This window comes from Candidatus Ulvibacter alkanivorans, assembly GCF_003333325.1.
Taxonomy (GTDB): domain Bacteria; phylum Bacteroidota; class Bacteroidia; order Flavobacteriales; family Flavobacteriaceae; genus Ulvibacter_A; species Ulvibacter_A alkanivorans.
On record NZ_QOLC01000033.1, the window covers coordinates 1 to 19,385 of the forward strand.

17 protein-coding genes and 3 tRNA genes are annotated in these 19,385 nt (G+C 39.9%); 19 read left to right on the top strand and 1 reads right to left on the bottom strand.

Annotated features, from left to right (window positions below; translation table 11 throughout):
• Nucleotides 1-218 precede the first annotated feature (218 nt).
• Both DWA30_RS01945 and DWA30_RS01950 read left to right on the top strand, forming a co-directional pair.
• Nucleotides 219-2,927, top strand: a complete 2,709-nt coding sequence (locus DWA30_RS01945; protein WP_114490849.1) for a putative LPS assembly protein LptD — start codon at nt 219-221, stop codon at nt 2,925-2,927.
• A gap of 18 nt (nt 2,928-2,945) precedes the next feature.
• Nucleotides 2,946-3,326, top strand: coding sequence for a RidA family protein (locus DWA30_RS01950; protein WP_114490850.1), 381 nt, complete (start codon nt 2,946-2,948; stop codon nt 3,324-3,326).
• Between the two features lies 1 nt (nt 3,327).
• Here the strand turns inward: DWA30_RS01950 and DWA30_RS01955 are convergent, their stop codons facing one another.
• Entirely contained in the window at nt 3,328-7,719 is a 4,392-nt protein-coding gene (locus DWA30_RS01955) for a translocation/assembly module TamB domain-containing protein (protein WP_114490851.1), read from the bottom strand.
• A 97-nt stretch (nt 7,720-7,816) separates the two neighbouring features.
• Here DWA30_RS01955 and tsaD point away from each other — a divergent pair, with 97 nt between their 5' ends.
• From tsaD to DWA30_RS02035, 17 genes are all read left to right on the top strand, one after another.
• The gene (gene tsaD, locus DWA30_RS01960; RefSeq protein ID WP_114490852.1) at nt 7,817-8,839 is read left to right on the top strand and encodes a tRNA (adenosine(37)-N6)-threonylcarbamoyltransferase complex transferase subunit TsaD; all 1,023 of its coding nucleotides are present in this window, start codon (nt 7,817-7,819) and stop codon (nt 8,837-8,839) included.
• Complete coding sequence (locus DWA30_RS01965; RefSeq protein ID WP_114490853.1) at nt 8,839-9,168, top strand: TfoX/Sxy family protein; 330 nt, start codon at nt 8,839-8,841, stop codon at nt 9,166-9,168. The genes tsaD and DWA30_RS01965 overlap by 1 nt, the downstream gene beginning before the upstream one ends.
• Nucleotide 9,169: 1 nt before the next feature.
• Nucleotides 9,170-9,880 (top strand): 16S rRNA (uracil(1498)-N(3))-methyltransferase, encoded by a 711-nt coding sequence (locus DWA30_RS01970; RefSeq protein WP_114490854.1) that lies wholly within the window; start codon nt 9,170-9,172, stop codon nt 9,878-9,880.
• A 241-nt stretch (nt 9,881-10,121) separates the two neighbouring features.
• Nucleotides 10,122-10,307 carry a hypothetical protein gene (locus DWA30_RS13175; RefSeq protein ID WP_136073130.1) on the top strand — a complete coding sequence of 62 codons (186 nt, stop codon included), beginning with the start codon at nt 10,122-10,124 and terminating at the stop codon, nt 10,305-10,307.
• A gap of 50 nt (nt 10,308-10,357) precedes the next feature.
• A complete protein-coding gene (locus DWA30_RS01975; RefSeq protein WP_114490855.1) occupies nt 10,358-11,002 on the top strand; it encodes a DUF4159 domain-containing protein in 645 nt (214 codons plus the stop codon).
• A gap of 5 nt (nt 11,003-11,007) precedes the next feature.
• Entirely contained in the window at nt 11,008-11,346 is a 339-nt protein-coding gene (locus DWA30_RS01980; protein WP_114490856.1) for a hypothetical protein, read from the top strand.
• Nucleotides 11,346-11,849: a TrmH family RNA methyltransferase gene (locus tag DWA30_RS01985; protein WP_114490857.1), complete on the top strand. Its 504-nt coding sequence runs from the start codon at nt 11,346-11,348 to the stop codon at nt 11,847-11,849. The genes DWA30_RS01980 and DWA30_RS01985 overlap by 1 nt, the downstream gene beginning before the upstream one ends.
• A gap of 34 nt (nt 11,850-11,883) precedes the next feature.
• Entirely contained in the window at nt 11,884-12,978 is a 1,095-nt protein-coding gene (locus DWA30_RS01990; protein ID WP_114490858.1) for an AI-2E family transporter, read from the top strand.
• Nucleotide 12,979: 1 nt separating this feature from the next.
• The gene (locus DWA30_RS01995) at nt 12,980-14,152 is read left to right on the top strand and encodes a THUMP-like domain-containing protein (RefSeq protein WP_317048328.1); all 1,173 of its coding nucleotides are present in this window, start codon (nt 12,980-12,982) and stop codon (nt 14,150-14,152) included.
• 138 nt (nt 14,153-14,290) lie between these two features.
• A tRNA-Ser gene (locus tag DWA30_RS02000) sits at nt 14,291-14,374 on the top strand.
• A 21-nt stretch (nt 14,375-14,395) separates the two neighbouring features.
• Nucleotides 14,396-14,470: transfer RNA gene (locus tag DWA30_RS02005), tRNA-Pro, on the top strand.
• 148 nt (nt 14,471-14,618) lie between these two features.
• Nucleotides 14,619-14,695, top strand: a tRNA-Arg gene (locus tag DWA30_RS02010).
• Between the two features lie 405 nt (nt 14,696-15,100).
• A complete protein-coding gene (locus DWA30_RS02015) occupies nt 15,101-16,888 on the top strand; it encodes a ParB/RepB/Spo0J family partition protein (RefSeq protein WP_114490859.1) in 1,788 nt (595 codons plus the stop codon).
• 264 nt (nt 16,889-17,152) lie between these two features.
• The gene (locus tag DWA30_RS02020; protein WP_114490864.1) at nt 17,153-17,989 is read left to right on the top strand and encodes a DUF932 domain-containing protein; all 837 of its coding nucleotides are present in this window, start codon (nt 17,153-17,155) and stop codon (nt 17,987-17,989) included.
• 348 nt (nt 17,990-18,337) lie between these two features.
• Nucleotides 18,338-18,604 (top strand): hypothetical protein, encoded by a 267-nt coding sequence (locus DWA30_RS02025; RefSeq protein ID WP_136073131.1) that lies wholly within the window; start codon nt 18,338-18,340, stop codon nt 18,602-18,604.
• 57 nt (nt 18,605-18,661) lie between these two features.
• Entirely contained in the window at nt 18,662-19,018 is a 357-nt protein-coding gene (locus DWA30_RS02030; protein ID WP_114490861.1) for a single-stranded DNA-binding protein, read from the top strand.
• A gap of 77 nt (nt 19,019-19,095) precedes the next feature.
• A partial coding sequence (locus DWA30_RS02035; RefSeq protein WP_114490862.1) for a DUF6876 family protein occupies nt 19,096-19,385 on the top strand: 290 nt, incomplete at its 3' end.

Consider the following 19,385-nt stretch of genomic DNA (forward strand, 5'->3'; position numbering starts at 1 on the left):
TCATTAAAAGTTGATATTTTAAAAAATACCTTTTAAAAAACACAGCCCAAAAAATATGCTTAATTTTGGATTTTCAAAAACTAAGCCAAACAGATACAAATTTATTTTATTTGCCGTTTGAATACAACAAAGAATTTCACGAGTCTATTCGTAATTTGATAGCCGATGTGAATATCTTTTTGTAGTTCGGAAAGTTAGAAAATAATAGGTTCACAGCATTGCAAACTTTAAAGCGTTATTCACTTTTTATCACCATTTGCCTTTTTCTCGGCAATACGCTTTTGTATTCGCAGGATATACCGCCAAAAGAGGAAGTGAATATTCCTTCCGAAGCAACTCAAGACACGATCACACTGCCCCTAAATCCTGTTATTAATGAGGTTGCCAATGATACCGTAAAGACCGACACCGTTCGCCCTCAAAAGGAATTTTTAGACGATGAGATCGAGTATTATGGCGAAGACTATGTCTACATCGATCAAAGGGCCGGAAAAGTATATATGTACAATAAAGCCTATATCATCTATGGAGATATGCGTATAGATGCCGGACTCATTATCTTAGATTACAATAAGAATGAAGTGTACGCGAAAGGGATCGACAGTGCGGGTGTCTATTCGCAGCGACCGGTCTTTGTGCAAGGAAGTAATCGCGTAGAGCCGGATTCGTTAAAGTTTAATACACAAAGTAAGAAGGCCATCGTGTTTAATACACGAACTGAGCAAAATGATTTTCGAGTACTCGCTCAAGTGACCAAAAGAGAAAATGACTCTGTGTACTATTTACAAAACGTAAAGTTTACCACGTCGAAGAATATTGAAGATCCCGAGTATTATTTCTATACACGAAAAGCTAAGTTCGTTCCCAAGAAGAAAATCGTCACGGGACTCACCAATATGTATATAGCTGATGTGCCAACTCCAATTGGATTGCCTTTTGCTTATTTCCCCTTGACTGAAGATCGTACCTCCGGATTTATCATTCCAACCATAGGTGATAACAATAACAGAGGTTTCTTCTTTCAGAATGGAGGCTATTATTTTGCGATCAACGATTATGTCGATCTCACCGTCTTAGGTGATTATTACACGAACGGAAGTTATGGCTTACGTGCTGAATCTGCCTATGTATTGCGTTATAAGTTTAGAGGAAATGTAAGCGTACGCTACGAAAACCTAATTAATAGCGAGCGTGGCTTTCCCGATTTTAGTCAAAGTTCGGTCTATAACATTCGATGGTCGCATACGCAAGACCAAAAATCGAGTCCGTTGTCTCAATTTTCAGCCTCTGTGAATTTAGGGAGTAGTCGTTATTTTCAACAGTCGATAAATCAAACAAACAATGCAAGTGCGCTAGTTAATACTTTAAGTTCTTCCATTTCGTATTCAAAAACTTTTGAAGGCGAACCCCAAGTAAACCTTACAGCTGCGGCAACCCATTCTCAAAATACACGAACGCAAGAGATAAATATGTCGTTGCCAAATATAAATGCGAATGTATCTAGGATCTTTCCCTTTGCGCCAAAGGTAGGTACCAAGAAAGGTATCATAGACAATATTAACTTTCAGTATGAACTGAAAGCAGAAAACAGGATAAACACTACCGATTCGTTGTTCTTTAAACCTGAGATGTTCGACAATGCGCAATTAGGAGCACAGCACACTATCCCTATAACCACCAATTTTAAACTTTTAGATTATTTAAGTGCCTCGGCCAGTGCTAACTTTCAAGAAACCTGGGTCGGCAATACCATCCGACGCGAATACGACCCTACGTTAAACAATGGCGTTGGCGGCGTGGTCGAAGACACCATACGAGGTTTCGACAGCTATAGAACGTATAATTTTTCAACTAGCTTAGGCACCACTATTTACGGACTGTTTAATTTTGGAAGCGATAAGAACTTCCAGGCACTGCGCCATGTGATGCGACCATCGGTGAGTTACAACATTAATCCGGGATTCGATCAATTCTATGATGAATACGTGATCCCTCCGGCAACGGCCGACCCTGACCTGAACGAAGAGATCGTGCAATATTCTAGATTTGAACGCAGTTTATACGGCGCTCCGGGGCGCACATTCTCTAGTAGTATTGGGATGGCGCTCAGCAATAATTTTGAAGCAAAAGTCAGGGATAAGGACACCACAGCTACAGAGCCGAAGAAAGTGGTATTGTTAAGTAATTTTAATTTTAGGACAGCGTATAATCTGGCAGGCGATTCTCTAAATTGGAGTCCGTTGAGTGTGTCGGGAAGTATTCCTGTGATCGAAAAATTGGATATTAATTTTAATGGAATCTTAGATCCATACGCATTAAACAATAACAACCAAAAGATCGACAAATTCAATATTGACAATGGTGGTAGTCTTTTCCGACTAACCAATGCAAATGTGAGTTTGAATTATTCGTTTTCGAGTAAGGATTTCGAAGGTCAACAGCGTGACACTGACAGATTAGACAATGACACCTTTAGGAACGGTGGTCGCCCGGACGATCTATTTGGAGATCCAACCGATATAAACGATGGAAATATCTATAGAGATGATGATGAGAATGAATCAACTTCCGAATTTGATTGGTATAATTTTAAGATCCCATGGGACTTGCGACTGGCTTACACCATTACCTACGCCAACAATCGTCGGCAGAATGAAATATCCTCTCATTCGTTGATGTTCAGTTCTAACCTTGAGCTTTCACCACGTTGGAAAGTGGGTGTTTCTTCGGGTTATGATTTTAAGAGTGGTGGTGTCACACTAACACAACTTAGGTTTCAGAGAGATCTAGAAAGTTGGCAAATGAGCTTTAATTGGACCCCAATAGGAAGTATTAATACTTCTTGGTATTTTTATATAGGCATAAAGTCTTCAGTATTAAGCGATATTAAATACGACAAACGCCGCGAACGAGATCAACAATTATAAATCCTGAAAGTTTCTAGTATGAAAAAGATCATTAACACGACCAAAGCCCCGGCCCCTATTGGACCATACAATCAAGCGGTTCTTAAAGGCAACATCTTATATACATCGGGGCAAATAGCACTAGACCCTGAAACAGATAAATTGGTATTGACCGATATAGAAACTGAAACCGAATTGGTCATGGAAAACCTAAAGGCTGTCCTTTCCGAAGCAGGCATGACCTTCGAGCACGTTATTAAAACTTCTATTTTTATTACCGATATGGAGAACTTCGGAAGAATTAATGCCGTTTACGCACGTTATTTCGATGAAGCTACGGCACCTGCTCGCGAGACCGTGGCGGTGGCTAGTCTGCCTAAATATGTAAACGTTGAGATTTCGATGATCGCTTCCTTATAGCCTAGTTTTCTTCACGTACACCCTGATTGTTGAAATCGACCGGAAAACTGTTATCATCCGGCACTATAGGAATTTCCTCCTCCGATTCTAAGGTGAGTTTCTTGTTGAATAATTTTCGAACCAATTCTCTAAAGGTGTCGAAATCCACCGAGTATGAAATACCGGCTCCTTGTTCGAAGATCTGATCCTCTCCAATAAACTGAATATCGGCTTGTCTGTTAAAAAAGTTGATCCTAAGACTTCCGTCCTCATTTACTAACCACTGCACTTCAATATCACCTGCGACAGCGGTTTCATTTACCCCACCTACCGGAACCCCTACTTTTCCGTTGATCAAGATTCGCTCATTGATCTGCGTCGAGAGCGTAATACCAAAACGATCTGCAGTTTCTTGATTAGGCAAACGACTTCCTTGCGAATAATCCAAGCCTACTCTAAACTTCGAATCCTGATCTGCAAATAAATCGTTCACTAAGCCCGATACGCGTTCTACCAAGGTTCCTGTGGCAAACGTATTCGCTCCCGAATAATCGTCGTTTACGAATGAACCCGATGCTACGAGGAACAACGCTTGCTTTTCTCGCTCTTCTTCATTCTGAAGCTTGTATTCTAATTCGCTACGAACAATAGAGCTTGTTCGTGGGAATTCAATTCTGAAATCTATATCGGGCTGAATTAATTCTCCTGTTAAATCGATAAGAACTTCAACGGGTATCTTTCGGTTTATAGATGGGTTATCTAACAAAATTGAAGGATTAGCAGTGGTTTCGTACTTAGCACTCAGATTTAAACGTGCACGTTCGGGACTTCCGTCCCAATTAATGTTCCCACCGGGCACCACATCAATGGTTTTTTGAATAAGTCCGCCATATCGAAAATCATATGAACCTTCAATTACGGTAAATTCACCCCACATATTGAACTTACCTAAGGTGTTTATTCGAATTAATAAGGTTCCTGCTCCTCTACCTACTAAGGTCGAATTGTTCACTTGGTCTACAACCACCTCTACTTCGGCATTATCGTTAATATCGAGATCGAAATTTAGTGAAAGCCCTTTTTCTTCTTCACGAACAATGGTCTCACCACTTATACGGGCTTGCTTTTCTTCCGGAGAAAGAAATCGGATAAACGAGTCATCGCCTATCGACTCTGTGTCACTTAATGGGATCTTAAAGGAAGTTCCCTCCTCGGTAGTGGCTACGACATCGATAACCAGCTCTTCTACAGGTCCGGAAATATCGGCACTTCCACTAATAAAAGCGGTTCCGTAATAAAGTGCATCTTCATCGGGCGGTGTGTCTAGTACTAAAAGTCGATCGGTATTGATGTCTAGATTCAGTTCCCAATCGCCAAAATTAACATGTGTTGCATTTCCAGCAAGCGTCCCTGTTGTATTGTATTTTGTATCGGTGATCGTCGTTGTACCAATGTCGAACTTGTTCTTACTTAATACGACTTGGGTGTCGTCCTCTATATCGAAGTCGGTATTCAAGTAGGGAATGGTTAATCCGCTGTTCTCTAGCAAAATGCGCCCAATTATATCGGGAGACTTATAATTACCGGTGACGCGTGCATTTCCGGATGCGAGACCGCGAATGTTTGTTATCACATCGCCACCAAAAGGGCTAAAGGCTTGTAGATTGAATTGGTTAAGATCTACATCCAGTCTTATTTGCGGATTGGTTGCTGCAACGTCGATCTCACCCACCGCATTAATAGATTTTACATTGTTGTTGATCAATGTAGTATTGATCTGGTATTTTGAAAGATTCTCATTTCCTTCAATCTGAAGGTTCAGGTTTCCAAATTCTACTTCGTTTATAACAACATCATCAATTGTTACCGTCGAATTGGGATAGTAAGCACCGCTTTTCTGAAGAAAATCAAATCGGCCATTTACATTTCCTTGTAGCCTCAAACTGTCTATATCGGGCGTAATATTTCCAATATTCACATCCCTGAAACGAACTTTTAAGTCTTTATAGGTAGAGTCTCTAATTACCCCAGCCATTTGTATGTATTCGTCGTTGTGATTTAATACCAGCGAATCGATTCGAATGTTCTTAAAATTATCATCGAACACTACTTTGTTGAGGCTATTGTTGTTCTTATTGATATACCAAACGTTATCCTTATACGTAATGTCACTGCGTTTTACGCCAACAACCGATTTGCCTTGCGGATTAATAGTGTGGTACAATGACAGGTTAAAAAGATCTTCCTTTTTTTTCCCTCCTCTAAATTCTGAACGCACATAAAGAGTGTCATTGAGCGTTTTATTAATAATATTCACATCAACCACATTGTATACGCCTGTATAAATTGAGTCTACGGAAATGTAGGTATTGTACAGTGGATTGTCGTTGTCTACTTGAACATTTATTTTTCCGAGGTAATTATCGAATAATAGTATTTCGGGCGATCTAAAATCTAATTTGAATTTCGATTCATCTGATGACACCGAGCCTCGCACCCGCGTATTCTCTCCTAATTCCAGTTGAGGCACAAACAGATCGACTATCTTATTATTTATTTCAAATTCGTAATCGATGTATTGATCGGTGGTGACCTCCTTCGGAATATAATTTGAATAAATATTGGCGATTCCGTTACGAAAAAGATCGGGAATATCTTCTAATAAAAATTCCCCGGAGATCTGCCCATCTACGATATCAGAGGAATTGATCTCGATGGTTCGAACATCTCCTTCGAAAGACGAAGTGATGGTAAAATCATCGAAGAAATAGTCGTCGTCCGTATTTTGATAGAAGGTTTGTTGAAAATTAATAGTTCCAACGGCATTATCGATAGTGGTACCATCCATATCCATAACCACTCGTCCCGCAAATACCGAAACACTGTCTCGTTTAATTAAGTTTAGCTTATTGAGTTCTGCATACTCGATATCGGCTTCAAAATCATACTGATTAAAATCTTTGGAAACATCTACTAATCCGGTGAATTCCATTTTTAGATTTGGATCATCGATAGTTAGGTCGCCATTAAAAATAGGGTTCTTTAAATTTCCTGAAACAACGATATTCTTGTAATCATATCCTTCAATATTAAAGGAGGAGATCGTACCGTTAATTTGGGTGTCTACGGTATTTTGAGAAAACCCACGTCCGTCGAAGGTAAGATCAGCTGTTAGTTTGCCTAGCGTAGGCGTCCCTAATACCTTTCCGAGGTTAAATCCATTAAAAACCACGGTCCCATTATAAAAAGCGTTGTCGAAATTATTGATATTCCCCATGCTAAGATCGGTAACTGCATTTCCGGCTTGCGTATCGATACGGCTGTCTGTAGTGAGTTCGGTAGTGGTAATGGTTGTATTTCCGGTAAAGGTAACTGACCCCAGGTCCTTTAACTCGTTAGGTAATACATCCCCTAAAATACGTGGCATAAAACGACGCAGATCATAATAGTTCGCAACAATGCGATGGCCTCGAGCCCGGATCGAGTATTCTTCTTCCGGGGCTAAAATATTTTGAAACTCGTAATCACCTCGCATAGAAATTCCATCCGTTTGCAAGTTGAGATCATCGAAGGAGAAATTGTTAAGCACACCGGTCATGGTTCCGTCGAGTGAGATTTCCATATTGGGTGCAAACTCATCGTAGAAACTATTGAGGTCGTTGGTGCCAACAACAGATTCGTTAAAAATAGCATTAATGCCAACGGTGTTTTCAAAATCGTTCCCAATCTTTCCATCTTCATAGTTTAACACAACGCTACCTTGAATGGTAGATGCTGTTGTTTTTAGATTTAGATCGTTTAATTGTAAGGCTTCTAACGAATAAGAAAAATCGGCTTGAAGGTCTTTTATTATAAATCCGCGTTGCGCTTCTAACGACAACGATTGTATCTCACTGTCGATGTTCGGACCGGTGATCTTAAAATCGTTAGCGATTAGGTTTACTTTATCAAGTATTAATATTTCAGGGTTTTCTAGATTTTGATCGGTAATTTTTACAACACTGTTGGTAAGTGTCACATCATTACTAAACAATGAGAACGGGTTCTCACTCGTTTGGCCGGTGTTGAATTTTTCTGAAAACACATACAAATTATCGTCTTCCTCTCCTTGGTAAGTGGTCACATACAATTTTGCTTGATCAAGAATAATGTTTCCGAAGCCAAGATCTCCTTTAATGAGATTGCGAAAATTAATAATGTTGGTTTGAAGGGCTTTGGCGTAAATAAGCGTGTCTTGATGATGGTCGGCAATGTATACCCCACGAATATCTACCTCGCCTTTCCAGTTAAGCCCTAGACGGTCAATATTGATGTCGGTACCGTAGGTTTCATTAAGATTGTCTGTAACTTTAGTGGCGATATACGTTTGTACCTTTGGGATAGATAGAACAATAACCAATAGCAACAACAGCAATACAATTATTGCGAAGGTGCGCAGTATTATTTTTCTAAGTTTTTTGATACGCTTTTAAAGTTTTAATTTTACGACCAATAAATATGCCTCTTTCATTTTGAAACAAGAAAATTGCTACATATTGGGTATTGAATCCTCTTGTGATGACACTGCTGCAGCTGTTATTAACAACGGTGTTGTGCTCGCCACTATTGTTGCGACACAAAAAATACACGAGGAGTACGGCGGCGTGGTTCCCGAACTTGCTTCACGCGCACATCAGCAAAATATCGTTCCGGTGGTCCACCAAGCCCTACGTAAGGCAAATATCGACAAAAATCAGTTAAGTGCCATAGCTTTTACACGTGGTCCGGGTCTAATGGGATCGCTGCTAGTAGGTACCTCATTTTCAAAGTCTTTGGCGATGGGATTGGATATTCCGCTTATAGATGTAAACCATATGCAAGCGCATATCTTAGCTCATTTTATTTCTGCGGAAGGACAAACAGCTCCAAATTTTCCGTTTATCGCACTAACAATAAGTGGCGGTCATACACAGATCGTAAAGGTAACCGACTATTTTGAAATGGAAGTGCTAGGCGAGACCATAGATGATGCGGTAGGCGAAGCCTTCGACAAGGCCGGAAAAATATTGGGGCTCCCCTATCCGGCAGGCCCGTTTATCGACAAATACGCACAACAAGGCGACCCGCATCGATTTTCATTCACCAAACCAAAAGTAGGACCGTTGGATTTCAGTTTTAGCGGACTCAAAACAGCCGTTCTATATTTTGTAGAACGAGAAGTTGCCAAGAATCCTAATTTTATAAAAGAGAACTTAGAGGATGTTTGTGCAAGTCTACAGTTTACGATCGTTGATTACTTAATGGATAAGCTTAAAAACACTGTTAAAGCTACAGGTATTAAAGAGATTGCCATTGGCGGTGGCGTATCGGCTAATAGCGGGATTCGCAAAGCGTTGAAAGATGCTGAGCGAACGCATGGATGGACGACTCACATTCCACGATTTGAGTATTGTACCGACAATGCGGCTATGATCGCTATGGTGGGTGAGTTAAAATATAAAGAGCAACGCTTTGCCAAACACGATGTCGTGGCAAAGGCTCGAATGAAATTATAATGAAAGACACATCGCAAGAGATCGTGTTGCGTATTCGTGCTGCAACACTTCCATGGACCGACCAAATGACCGAAAAGAAAATGTTTGGAGGAACCTGCTTTTTGTATAAAGGTAAAATGTGCGTGGGTGAAACCAAAAAGCGGCTAATGGTTCGAATTGTCCCTGAAAAAATGAAGGACGTCTTGAAGGATCCCAATGTGTCACCTATGGATTTTACAGGTAAACCCATGAAAGAGTTCATTTTTGTAACCCAAGAAGGGTTCGATACAGAATCTAAACTTCAACAGTGGATCGAACTAGGGGTCGAACACGCAGCTTCAAAACAATAATATGCAGTTATTCTATCATCCGGAAATCACCGAAACTTCCACCGAAATACGTTTCGATAAGGAAGAAAGCAGGCATATTGGAAAAGTGCTACGTAAGCAGGAAGGAGATGAATTAATTGTTACCAATGGCGAAGGCATTATTTTTACCACACGACTTACAAGTGTTCATCACAAACAGTGTGTTGCATCGGTGCAACGGCTTGAAAAACAACCACCACTACCCTATTCGTTGCATTTGGCGGTGGCACCTACCAAATTGAACGATCGCTACGAATGGTTTTTAGAAAAAGCAACAGAAATTGGGATAACCGAAATTACACCCATAATATGTGATCATAGTGAGCGACGTGTCATTAAACCGGAACGCTACGAAAAGATCTTAGTAAGTGCGATGAAACAATCGAACAAGGCCTATAAACCTGTATTGAACGAAGCGTGCAGTATATCCGATTTCCTTGCTTCGGAACGATCTCAGGCAGGATTACGATGTATTGCCCATTGTGAAGAATCACAAAAACAGTCATTAAAATCGGTGCTGCAGCCCAAGACTTCAGTCCTAATACTTATTGGTCCCGAAGGCGATTTTTCTTCCGAAGAGATACAGAAGGCAAAAGAAAAAGGATTTAGAGCAGTTCATTTAGGTGAAAGCCGACTACGTACCGAAACTGCCGCTGTTGTGGCCTGTCATAGCGTAGCCTTTGTAAACGAATAGAGAAAGTACTCCTTACGCTTGAGCTACCAACTAAGAACATTTCTGGTATTTTAAGCCCTGTAAATCAACATATTTAGTCAATTTTGTAAGCTACAATACTTCATTCAATATGGTCAAAAACATGTATTTTAACTAAGAAAAAGAACACTTTATCGATAAAATAATGGTTTTTTAACATTTAAAATCGGAAAAATTAAGATTTCTTCCTTAGCTTGCGGCTCGAGAATAAAATAAAACGCTTATGCCCCTAGCTAGAAAATTCGAGAATCGACAATCGTTACAGTCGGTTGATCAACCAAACAGTACAACAATGAGTAACAAGAAGAGTGCACTAACAGTTGCATATAATGTCTCACAATCCAAACATACCTTGTGGGATGATTGGATGGAGTTTACTGCTTCGTTAGGCAAAGGAATCTATAATTAAAAGTTTGTCTATAGATTGCACTTCTACTTCTTTTTGTATTTTTGAGTGCAATGAAAAAGTTTCCTATCCTATTCCTGTTCTTATGGTCGTTTGTTCTTTCGAACGCTCAAGAAATTGCCATACTACAATATGGCGGCGGCGGCGATTGGTATAGCAACCCAACGGCACTACCCAACTTAATTCAATTTTGTAATTCTCAAGTCAATACAGCTATCGAGGCACAACCGGCAACAGTTGCTTCCTCAAGTGTCGATCTATTCGATTATCCTTTTATACATATGACAGGGCACGGAAACGTCTTCTTCTCTGCAGAAGAGGCCGAGAATCTTCGAATGTACCTTTTAAGTGGTGGATTCCTGCATATAGACGATAACTATGGTATGGATCCGTATCTTCGGAAAGAATTGGTGAAAATATTTCCCGATATCGAACTAAAAGAACTTCCGGGAAACCACCCAATTTTTAATTATAAGTATCGCTTTCCTGAAGGATTACCCAAAATTCACGAGCATAACAACTTACGACCGCAAGCCTTTGGTATTACCTACGAGGGTCGATTAGTGCTATTGTATACATATGAAAGTGACCTGGGCGACGGTTGGGAAAACCCCGAGATCCATAACGATCCCGAAGAAGTTCGCTTAAAAGCACTTCGCATGGGTGCCAATATCATTACCTACGCTTTCGAAAATTAAACCGTATGACCCTTAGTTATTACTGTAAATCCTGTGCTGTCAAGAATTTTTTCAAGACCAAAGCCACCAATAGATTTGAATTACAACAAGAACTTGGCGCAGACGAGATCAATAGGCGTTGCGATTACTGTGGGAATATCGAAAAAAGGCATATTAACCGACTTACGGCTCAACCAAATAAAACGCTAATGATACTAAGTGTAGTGTTAGCCATCCTTTTGACTACTACAATTTTTATGTTCGGATTTATTGCGGCACTTACATTTACCTTTCCTATCTGGTTGTTCTTCGATGCACAAAAACGTGCCAGTTTGTTCAATAAAACCATGATTAGACGAAGGTAATGGCACTTCAGCATACGCATGACACCACACCTTTTGCGAGCAAGACTGTAAACCTGATCGTGCTGTGTGACGGCCTGTCGGGACCGGCGAATATTGGAGGCTTGTTTCGATTGTGTGACGCATTTAACGTAAATGAAATTATTTTTTGCGACAGCAACTTCGACACAAGCTCGCGCAGACTTCAAAGAACAGCACGCAACACCGTAGACAATGTGCCCTATCGACATAGTAACGCTATTGTTTCAGAAATCGAACAATTAAAACAACAAGGCTACCAAGTACTTTGTTTGGAACTAGCCAAGAATAGCGTTCCGCTCTCCTCTATTGAACTTTCTAAAACAGAAAAAAGTGTGTTAGTGCTTGGCAATGAGCAAAGTGGAATATCTGAAGCTGTGTTGCAAAAAGCCGATAAAATACTACATATTGAAATGTATGGTCAAAACAGTAGTATGAATGTGGTGCAGGCTGCAGCCATCGCATTATACTCCTTAACAAAATATTGATATTTCCGTATTGCGATTATAGTATATTTACAATGTGAAAAAACAATCTAGAGCCATCGCTTTCGGGATATTAAAGTCGTTAGGCATACTAATCGGCATACTCTTGTTATTATGGTTCTTGTTTAAGATCCAGAACCTAATTCTTTATATCGGGATCGCTGCAGTACTCTCTTTAATTGGGCGTCCTGTGGTCATGTTCTTAAAGCGCAGACTTAAATTTTCGAATACGCTGGCGTCAATTTTCACCTTATTGCTCATGTTGGCCACCGTTTTAGTGGTTTTCCGAATTTTTATTCCAATAGTAATAGAGCAAAGTAAGAGTATTTCGGAGATTGATTTCGAACTCGTTAAAAGTGATCTTAATGAGTTGAGCATTCAAGCTTCCGATTACCTTGGGGTCGAGAAGATCGATGTTGTTGAAGCTATTCGCCGTACCGAATATGTGCAAAACTTTAATTTGGAGATCGTCCCTAGTTTTGTCGATATTTTCTTCGGAAATGTGGGCAGTGTGATCGTGGGGCTTTTTGCGGTCATGTTTATAGCGTTTTTTCTGTTGAAAGATGAGAACCTCATAGCAAATGCAGTGACCGTATTTGCCCATCCGGGGCGTGAGGACCGATTTATTCGCGTGCTTACCAAGATCAAAGTGTTATTATCCCGTTATTTTCTGGGATTATTGTTTCAAATACTAATACTCACGCTATTTTACGCCGTATTGTTGCTTTTTTTCGACATACGAAATGCAGTCGCGATCGCCCTTATATGCGCGTTTTTAAATATAGTACCGTATGTGGGGCCTATTGCCGCTGGAGCTCTAATGATGTTAGTAGTTATCTCAAATAATTTAGGAGCCGATTTTTCGTCGGAATTGTTGCCGCTACTCATCTATGTGTTTATTGGCTACTGTTTGGCACAGCTGTTCGATAATATAATTAGTCAACCGGTAATCTTCGGGAAAAGTGTTCGATCTCACCCTTTAGAGATATTTATTATTATTTTAATAGGTGGATACGTATTTGGAATTGCCGGTATGATATTGGCGGTTCCTACCTATACCGCGATTAAAGTGATCTCTAAAGAATTCCTTTCAGAATATAAGATCGTAAAACGACTCACCAAGAACTTGTAATGTGGCAATAAATTCGGCGCTACTACATACCGATGTACAAGAGTTTATTCGAAGCTACGAAGGCTCCCTTAGCGACCTTGCCTTTGCCGGAAGTCCGTTTAAATCGGTAACAGTCCTAGAGCTCATTCAGCAAATTGAAGGTCGAAATAGAACAAAGAAAAAATTACCAACGTGGTATCGAACTAAAAATATTCTCTACCCGCCTAAGCTCAATCTAGAACAGACCTCTTCAGAAATTACTGCAGAATATAAAGCTAGCTTGATTGAAGGAAAGAGCTTGGCAGACATAAGCGGTGGCTTTGGCGTGGATAGTTTTTATTTTGCACAAACGGTGAATTCGGTGCACCATTTTGAGATCAATACATCACTTTCCGAAGTGGTCGCCCATAATTTTAACCAACTTGAACGAACTAATATTACATGCTTCGCCACGGACGGATTGCAAGCGATACGAAAACAGGCCTACGATGTGATCTACGCAGACCCGTCGCGACGCCACGATGAAAAAGGCAAGGTTTACTTCTTAAGTGATTGCGTACCCAATATTCCTGTTAATGTAGGGTTGCTTCGGAAGCAATCGAAAATACTTTTGTTAAAAACAGCACCGATGTTAGATATTTCGGTAGGAATAAAAGAATTAGGCGCAGTAACGGCCATACATATCGTAGCGATAGACAACGAGGTTAAGGAGTTGTTATGGGTGATTTCTGATATGGCTTCGGAAACACCGGTCGTTAATACCGTCAATGTTAAAAAACAAGAAACCGAGCAGTTCTCATTTACCTTGGGTGAGCCGGCTGAAGCTACATACGAAGCACCCTCGCGATTTTTATACGAGCCAAACGCAGCTATTATGAAGAGCGGCGCATTCGATACTGTTTCTGGAGCGTTTAAAATAAAGAAGTTACATAAACACACCCATTTGTATACCAGCGAGTCACTGCGCGAATTTCCGGGACGCAGATTTTTCATAAAAGACGTAGTGCCCTATTCAAAAAAAGAGATGCGTAAAGCGATGAAATTTGATAAAGCAAATGTCGCCACTCGAAATTTCCCCGAATCGGTGGCTATTATTCGTAATAAATGGAAATTGAAAGAAGGCGGAGATCGTTATTTGTTCTTTTCTATTATTAAAAATGAAGAGAAGGTCATGCTGGTTTGCGAAAAAATATAGACGTTGGTTGCTTGTTTTATAATTCATTAGCAAAAAGCTGTCATTCTGTGTAGAAAAAACCGACTATTTTTTTGCGTTATAACAATTGAAAAGGTACATTTGCATCCGCATTTTAGGATGTGAAGTTCTTTTTAAATTGGAGAGGTGCCAGAGTGGTAATGGAGCAGATTGCTAATCTGTCAACGGGCAACCGTTGCCGGGGTTCGAATCCCCGTCTCTCCGCAAGTTGTATATTTTAATATACGGGGTGTAGCGTAGCCCGGTTATCGCGCCTGCTTTGGGAGCAGGAGGTCGCAGGTTCGAATCCTGCCACCCCGACAGATTAAGATCGGGATCACTTACAAGATTAAAGTAATCCACTGATAGCATCATTATCATTAATGATTTGCGATCCGGTCGCATAGCTCAGCTGGATAGAGCACCTGCCTTCTAAGCAGACGAATTTGACATACTGAAATTGCATACTGGTCGCGTAGCTCAGCTGGATAGAGCATTTGCCTTCTAAGCAAACGGTCACAGGTTCGAATCCTGTCGCGATCACCATAAATAGGGACTTCCGAAAGATTTGTCCCTTTTTTTGTGTTTGATTTTTTATGGTACAATACAGCAGGATTCGAAGTTAAAATTCCGTTCTCAATAGAGTATAATTTCAACTCAATTTTGAAAAAACGCACACTTTACGCACACTTTTTCAAATTTTAACACTTGGCCATAAATTTTAACATAGTTTGATTGGTTTTACTTATTATCTAATGGTATTCTTCGGTTGAGAGTTTTTTATCATACAATATACACGCAAGGTAAACTCGTAAAATACTTCCATCAAAAGACTACGGCATAAAGCCAGCGCTTCTTCCCTCTCTTATTTATTCCGTTTCCTTTTGAGCGAAGATTTTATCTTCCGTTTGGTTTCTGCTCAAATATTGTTTAATCAAAAATTTGAGTATTATGACAACAAAAGCGAGTACCAGAAAGAAGCGCAGTACAGCGAAATCTACTGCCAAGAAAGAAGTAAGTGGAAAGAAGACATCCGTACTTCAAATTCAGAACTTACCCTTGGGCAATATCAAGCCTGACCTTGAACAACCCAGAAAGACTTTTAACGAAGATGCATTGCAGCAACTTTCTGAGAGTATTAAAAAGCACGGTGTGTTGCAACCAATCACGGTAAGGCAACTAAATGGCCATTATATCATTGTGATGGGCGAACGTCGCTATCGTGCCAGTAAGTTGGCAGGTAAAAAGACCGTGCCCTGTATCGTGAGAACTTATGAGAACAATGATGTTTTGGAAGTTCAAATCATTGAAAACCTGCAAAGACAGGATGTTGAACCGACCGAAGAAGCCGACGCGATTGCTTACCTAAGTGAGAAATATGCACCTACCGAAATTGCGAAGCGATTGGGCAGAACGGATAACTTTATCAGACAGCGACTTAAACTGGCTGGCTTGATTGACGGTTTTAAGCACTTTGTACGCAATGGCGAGATGACAATTTCATTGGGTGTAGGTGTAGCACTCTTTGAACCGGAAGAGCAACAGATGATGTTGGAAACGATGGGCGAGGATTTCAATGCGCACCGGATAAACAGGATGATTAAGGACCAGACTTACGATTTGGAAAAAGCATCTTTTGATGTGGCCGACAAAAAATTGGTCCCGAAAGCTGGGTCTTGTGTAGAATGTCCTTTCAACGCGGCAAATCAAGGCAATCTGTTCGGCGAAGGTAAAATGGTCTGTACGAAAGCAGCCTGTTTTGAAACGAAGAAAAGCAAATCATTCTTGAACCTTATTGAGAGATCCAAGAAAGAGGACATCCTATTGATTCCTGAAATACGACAGTATTGGGCAGATGACGAAAACAATCAGCTCGTTCTATTACAATTGGAAAAGCAAGGATTGGAAATATATCTACTGGACGATGTTGAAATTATTGAAAATCCGATTGAACCAACAATCGAAGCTATTCAGGAAGAATACCAGCATTACGATTATTCCGAAGATGAATTTAATGCAGAATTTGAAGAAGCTATGCAGAATTACAATGAAGCATTGAAAGAATATAATTCAGTTAAAGAAAATGGATTCGTCAATGGTATTTCGTTCCATCCTGAAACTTACAGGAACAAAGAGGTCTTCGTAAAGATTGTTGAAACATCAAAAAATGAATCAACAGGTTATTCGGCACCATTGACTGAAAGAAAAATGGCAGACTGTACGCCTGAAGAACAAATCGTAAAAATCAACGAAAGGGAAATCCGTAAGAAGCAAATCGAGAACAACAAACAGTTTGAAGAAGTTGTGCAGATGATTCGTGAGACAAAATACATCGATAAGAAGAAAGCACTTTCAACAGATGAAATGATCGCATTCTCGATATCGCTTTTTGAAAACAATGTGGACTATATGAGCCAGCAAAAGTATTTCTCAAAATTCTTGGGCAATACTTCAAAGATGACCAAAGTTGAAATGGTCGAGAATTTCAAGAAGAAGTTCAAAAAGGAAATCTTCCATAAATTGATACGGTATATGCTCACGAGGCAAGTGCATTTTGGCGAAAGCAATCACGTCAATAATCTCACCAACATTTCATTTTATAATGCGATACGGGGATATTATAAATCCAAGATTGCCGGCATAGAAAAGGAATATGCTGAAAAACGAGATAAGCGTGAAGCACGTTTGAAAGAGCGCATCACAGTTCTTGATAAGAAAATTCAGGAACTCAAGGATTAGCTTTTGTTGTTTGAAGAAGGGTCGGCATTCGTGCTGGCCCTTCTTCTTTTTTATGATACCGCTTTAGTTGAAGTGACTATAAAATAAAATGGGTTATCAATCAATATCGGCGCAAAGGTAAACTCGTAAAATACACCCATCAAAAGACTACGGCATAAAGCCAAAGCCTCGGCCAACGCTTATTTATTCCGTTTCCTTTTGAGCTGAGATTTTAGCTTCCGTTTGGGTACTGCTCAAATATTGTTTAATCTAAATTCAAAAGCTATGTATTTACAAAATTTACAGCAGGATGAAATCTTCGTACCATCGGAAATGAAATCCTTAAAAAGTCTGACCCAGATGGAATCCCGACGAGGGCTTGAAAATGTTATCATCTCAAATGGAAAAATCGTCAATGTGGTCTCGAACAGCTACGGACACATTCCGAATCAACTGTTCTTCAAGAAAGCCGAGGAAATGTTGACCGATGCAAAATTGAACTTTCACAAACGCACCATCAATAAGAATGACAGGTCGTTCATTACCGACTTTATCATCGATGACAAAAGCCAGTTTACGGTCAAGAACGATAAGGACTTGATACTACCGATGCTTCGGTTCAAGAATTCGTATGATGGTAGCGAAAAGACCTCTGGACACTTCGGGTTTTATAGACAAATATGTTCAAATGGTCTGCACGTTTCACAGGCTGAAATTGAGTTTTCCATTAAACACAGTAAGAACAATACGCACCTGATTATGCCGAGGCTGAACAATCTATTCGACAAATTTCTGGACAATGAATTCTATACCATTACCAAGAAATTCGATGAGATGAAAGAATTTAAAATTATCGATACAAAAGAGTTCGTAAAGGCAATTATCGACAGAACAAAACTGTTCCGATACGAGTGTAGCGATAAAAACAGCGACCCGTCAAAAAAGTCTCGCGAGGTAATCGAAATCTTAAACTATGAAGCATTGCTGCTCAATGAGGAACCGAATCTCTGGCTAGGTTATAATGCTTTCAATTCAGTACTTCATAATGTGTTGAAGAAGAGCTTTGGACAACAAGAACGATTGGACAAGAAATTGTTCGATGAAATATATGCAATGGCATAATATGAAATAGGTTTATCCAGTACCTCAAACTGGATTTTTCTCGGTCATTAAATAAGAGTGCATATTATCCCGCTCAGCACATTGCCACTTCATTTCGCGAAAAGCTACATTACGGGCAAAGAGCTTCCCTACAAATTGTCTTGGACACAATCCCCGATTTTGGCTTTCCATTACGCTACCCCTACCCGCTGCGCTGGGTAGGAACGCTTCATTCCCAAGCCAAAACCGTGAATTAAGTCCGCTTGAACTGGATTGCATCTTTGCGTTTAGTTCCGCTTCCTATGTTTTCGTACTTCACATAAAGCCATTTAGACGCACTTCCCGAACCGCCACTATTATCACCTTTTTTTGACAGCAAAACAACAACATTCATTTTTGGACGGCGGCATAAACCGTTGCGTTGCACTTCACTTTTTATACGCCTTACCAAACCTGAATATTGTACCGCACCAAGCAACAAAAAAAGGTAACAGCGACGGCTCTATGGGAAGTAAATCTAAAACGAATCTTATGAAATCTTACGAAAAAATCAAAAAGGAAGCGGAACTAAAGTTAAAAAAACAAAAAAGGGAAAACGCTCTGGATATAATAAGTAAATCACTTAAAAAACTATGAACGCAAACTATCTGAATGGTTCAGATAGCATTTTAATTAATATTTAAATCTTGTATTATGAGTACTTTAAGAAATCACGTACAGTTAATTGGAAACGTTGGACAAGAGCCAACCATTACAAACCTTGAAAGCGGTAAAAAAGTTGCCCGTTTTTCGCTTGCCACGAACGAATATTACAAAAACAAGAAAGGCGAAAAAGAGCAAAGCACCGAATGGCACACCGTAGTTGCCTGGGGCAAGACCGCCGAAATCGTTGAAAACTATGTTGTAAAGGGCAAGGAAGTAGGCGTTAGCGGAAAACTGAAATCTCGAAGCTATGAGGACAAGGATGGCGTAAAGCGATACGTTACCGAAATCGAAGCCAATGAAATCCTTTTGTTGGGAACTAAAAACGGTAACGGTAATGCCGAGTAATCTCTAAAAGAAAGAGGGCGCACCTGTTGAAAGTTTCGCCCTCTTTTTCATTATTCACTACTAAAAAATAGAAAACAATGAAAGCACAAGTTAACGAAATAAAAGAGGGGTTGCAACATTTTCACGGGTCTGAAATGTTCTTTTCATTACCGTTGATACGCACCCGATTTACGAACGGACTGAAATACCTTACCGATGTAGCGGATTGTTTTTGGCTCATTACAGATCCTTCCGTAATTGCCAAAAGATTGATTAACCGAAGTGAATTTATTTCATTTGATTATAAACGATTGTCCGCGGCAATAATGGATTATTCAGGTTATGATACCGAAATAATTTACAGCGATGGTAACGATATTATTTTGGA

What these genes read in the sequence shown, in the direction of transcription:
- DWA30_RS01950 (WP_114490850.1), top strand. Translation starts at nt 2,946, where the DNA reads ATGAAAAAGATCATTAACACGACCAAAGCCCCGGCCCCTATTGGACCA.
- DWA30_RS01965 (WP_114490853.1), top strand. Translation starts at nt 8,839, where the DNA reads ATGAAAGACACATCGCAAGAGATCGTGTTGCGTATTCGTGCTGCAACA.
- DWA30_RS01970 (WP_114490854.1), top strand. Translation starts at nt 9,170, where the DNA reads ATGCAGTTATTCTATCATCCGGAAATCACCGAAACTTCCACCGAAATA.
- DWA30_RS13175 (WP_136073130.1), top strand. Translation starts at nt 10,122, where the DNA reads ATGCCCCTAGCTAGAAAATTCGAGAATCGACAATCGTTACAGTCGGTT.
- DWA30_RS01975 (WP_114490855.1), top strand. Translation starts at nt 10,358, where the DNA reads ATGAAAAAGTTTCCTATCCTATTCCTGTTCTTATGGTCGTTTGTTCTT.
- DWA30_RS01980 (WP_114490856.1), top strand. Translation starts at nt 11,008, where the DNA reads ATGACCCTTAGTTATTACTGTAAATCCTGTGCTGTCAAGAATTTTTTC.
- DWA30_RS01985 (WP_114490857.1), top strand. Translation starts at nt 11,346, where the DNA reads ATGGCACTTCAGCATACGCATGACACCACACCTTTTGCGAGCAAGACT.
- DWA30_RS02015 (WP_114490859.1), top strand. Translation starts at nt 15,101, where the DNA reads ATGACAACAAAAGCGAGTACCAGAAAGAAGCGCAGTACAGCGAAATCT.
- DWA30_RS02020 (WP_114490864.1), top strand. Translation starts at nt 17,153, where the DNA reads ATGTATTTACAAAATTTACAGCAGGATGAAATCTTCGTACCATCGGAA.
- DWA30_RS02030 (WP_114490861.1), top strand. Translation starts at nt 18,662, where the DNA reads ATGAGTACTTTAAGAAATCACGTACAGTTAATTGGAAACGTTGGACAA.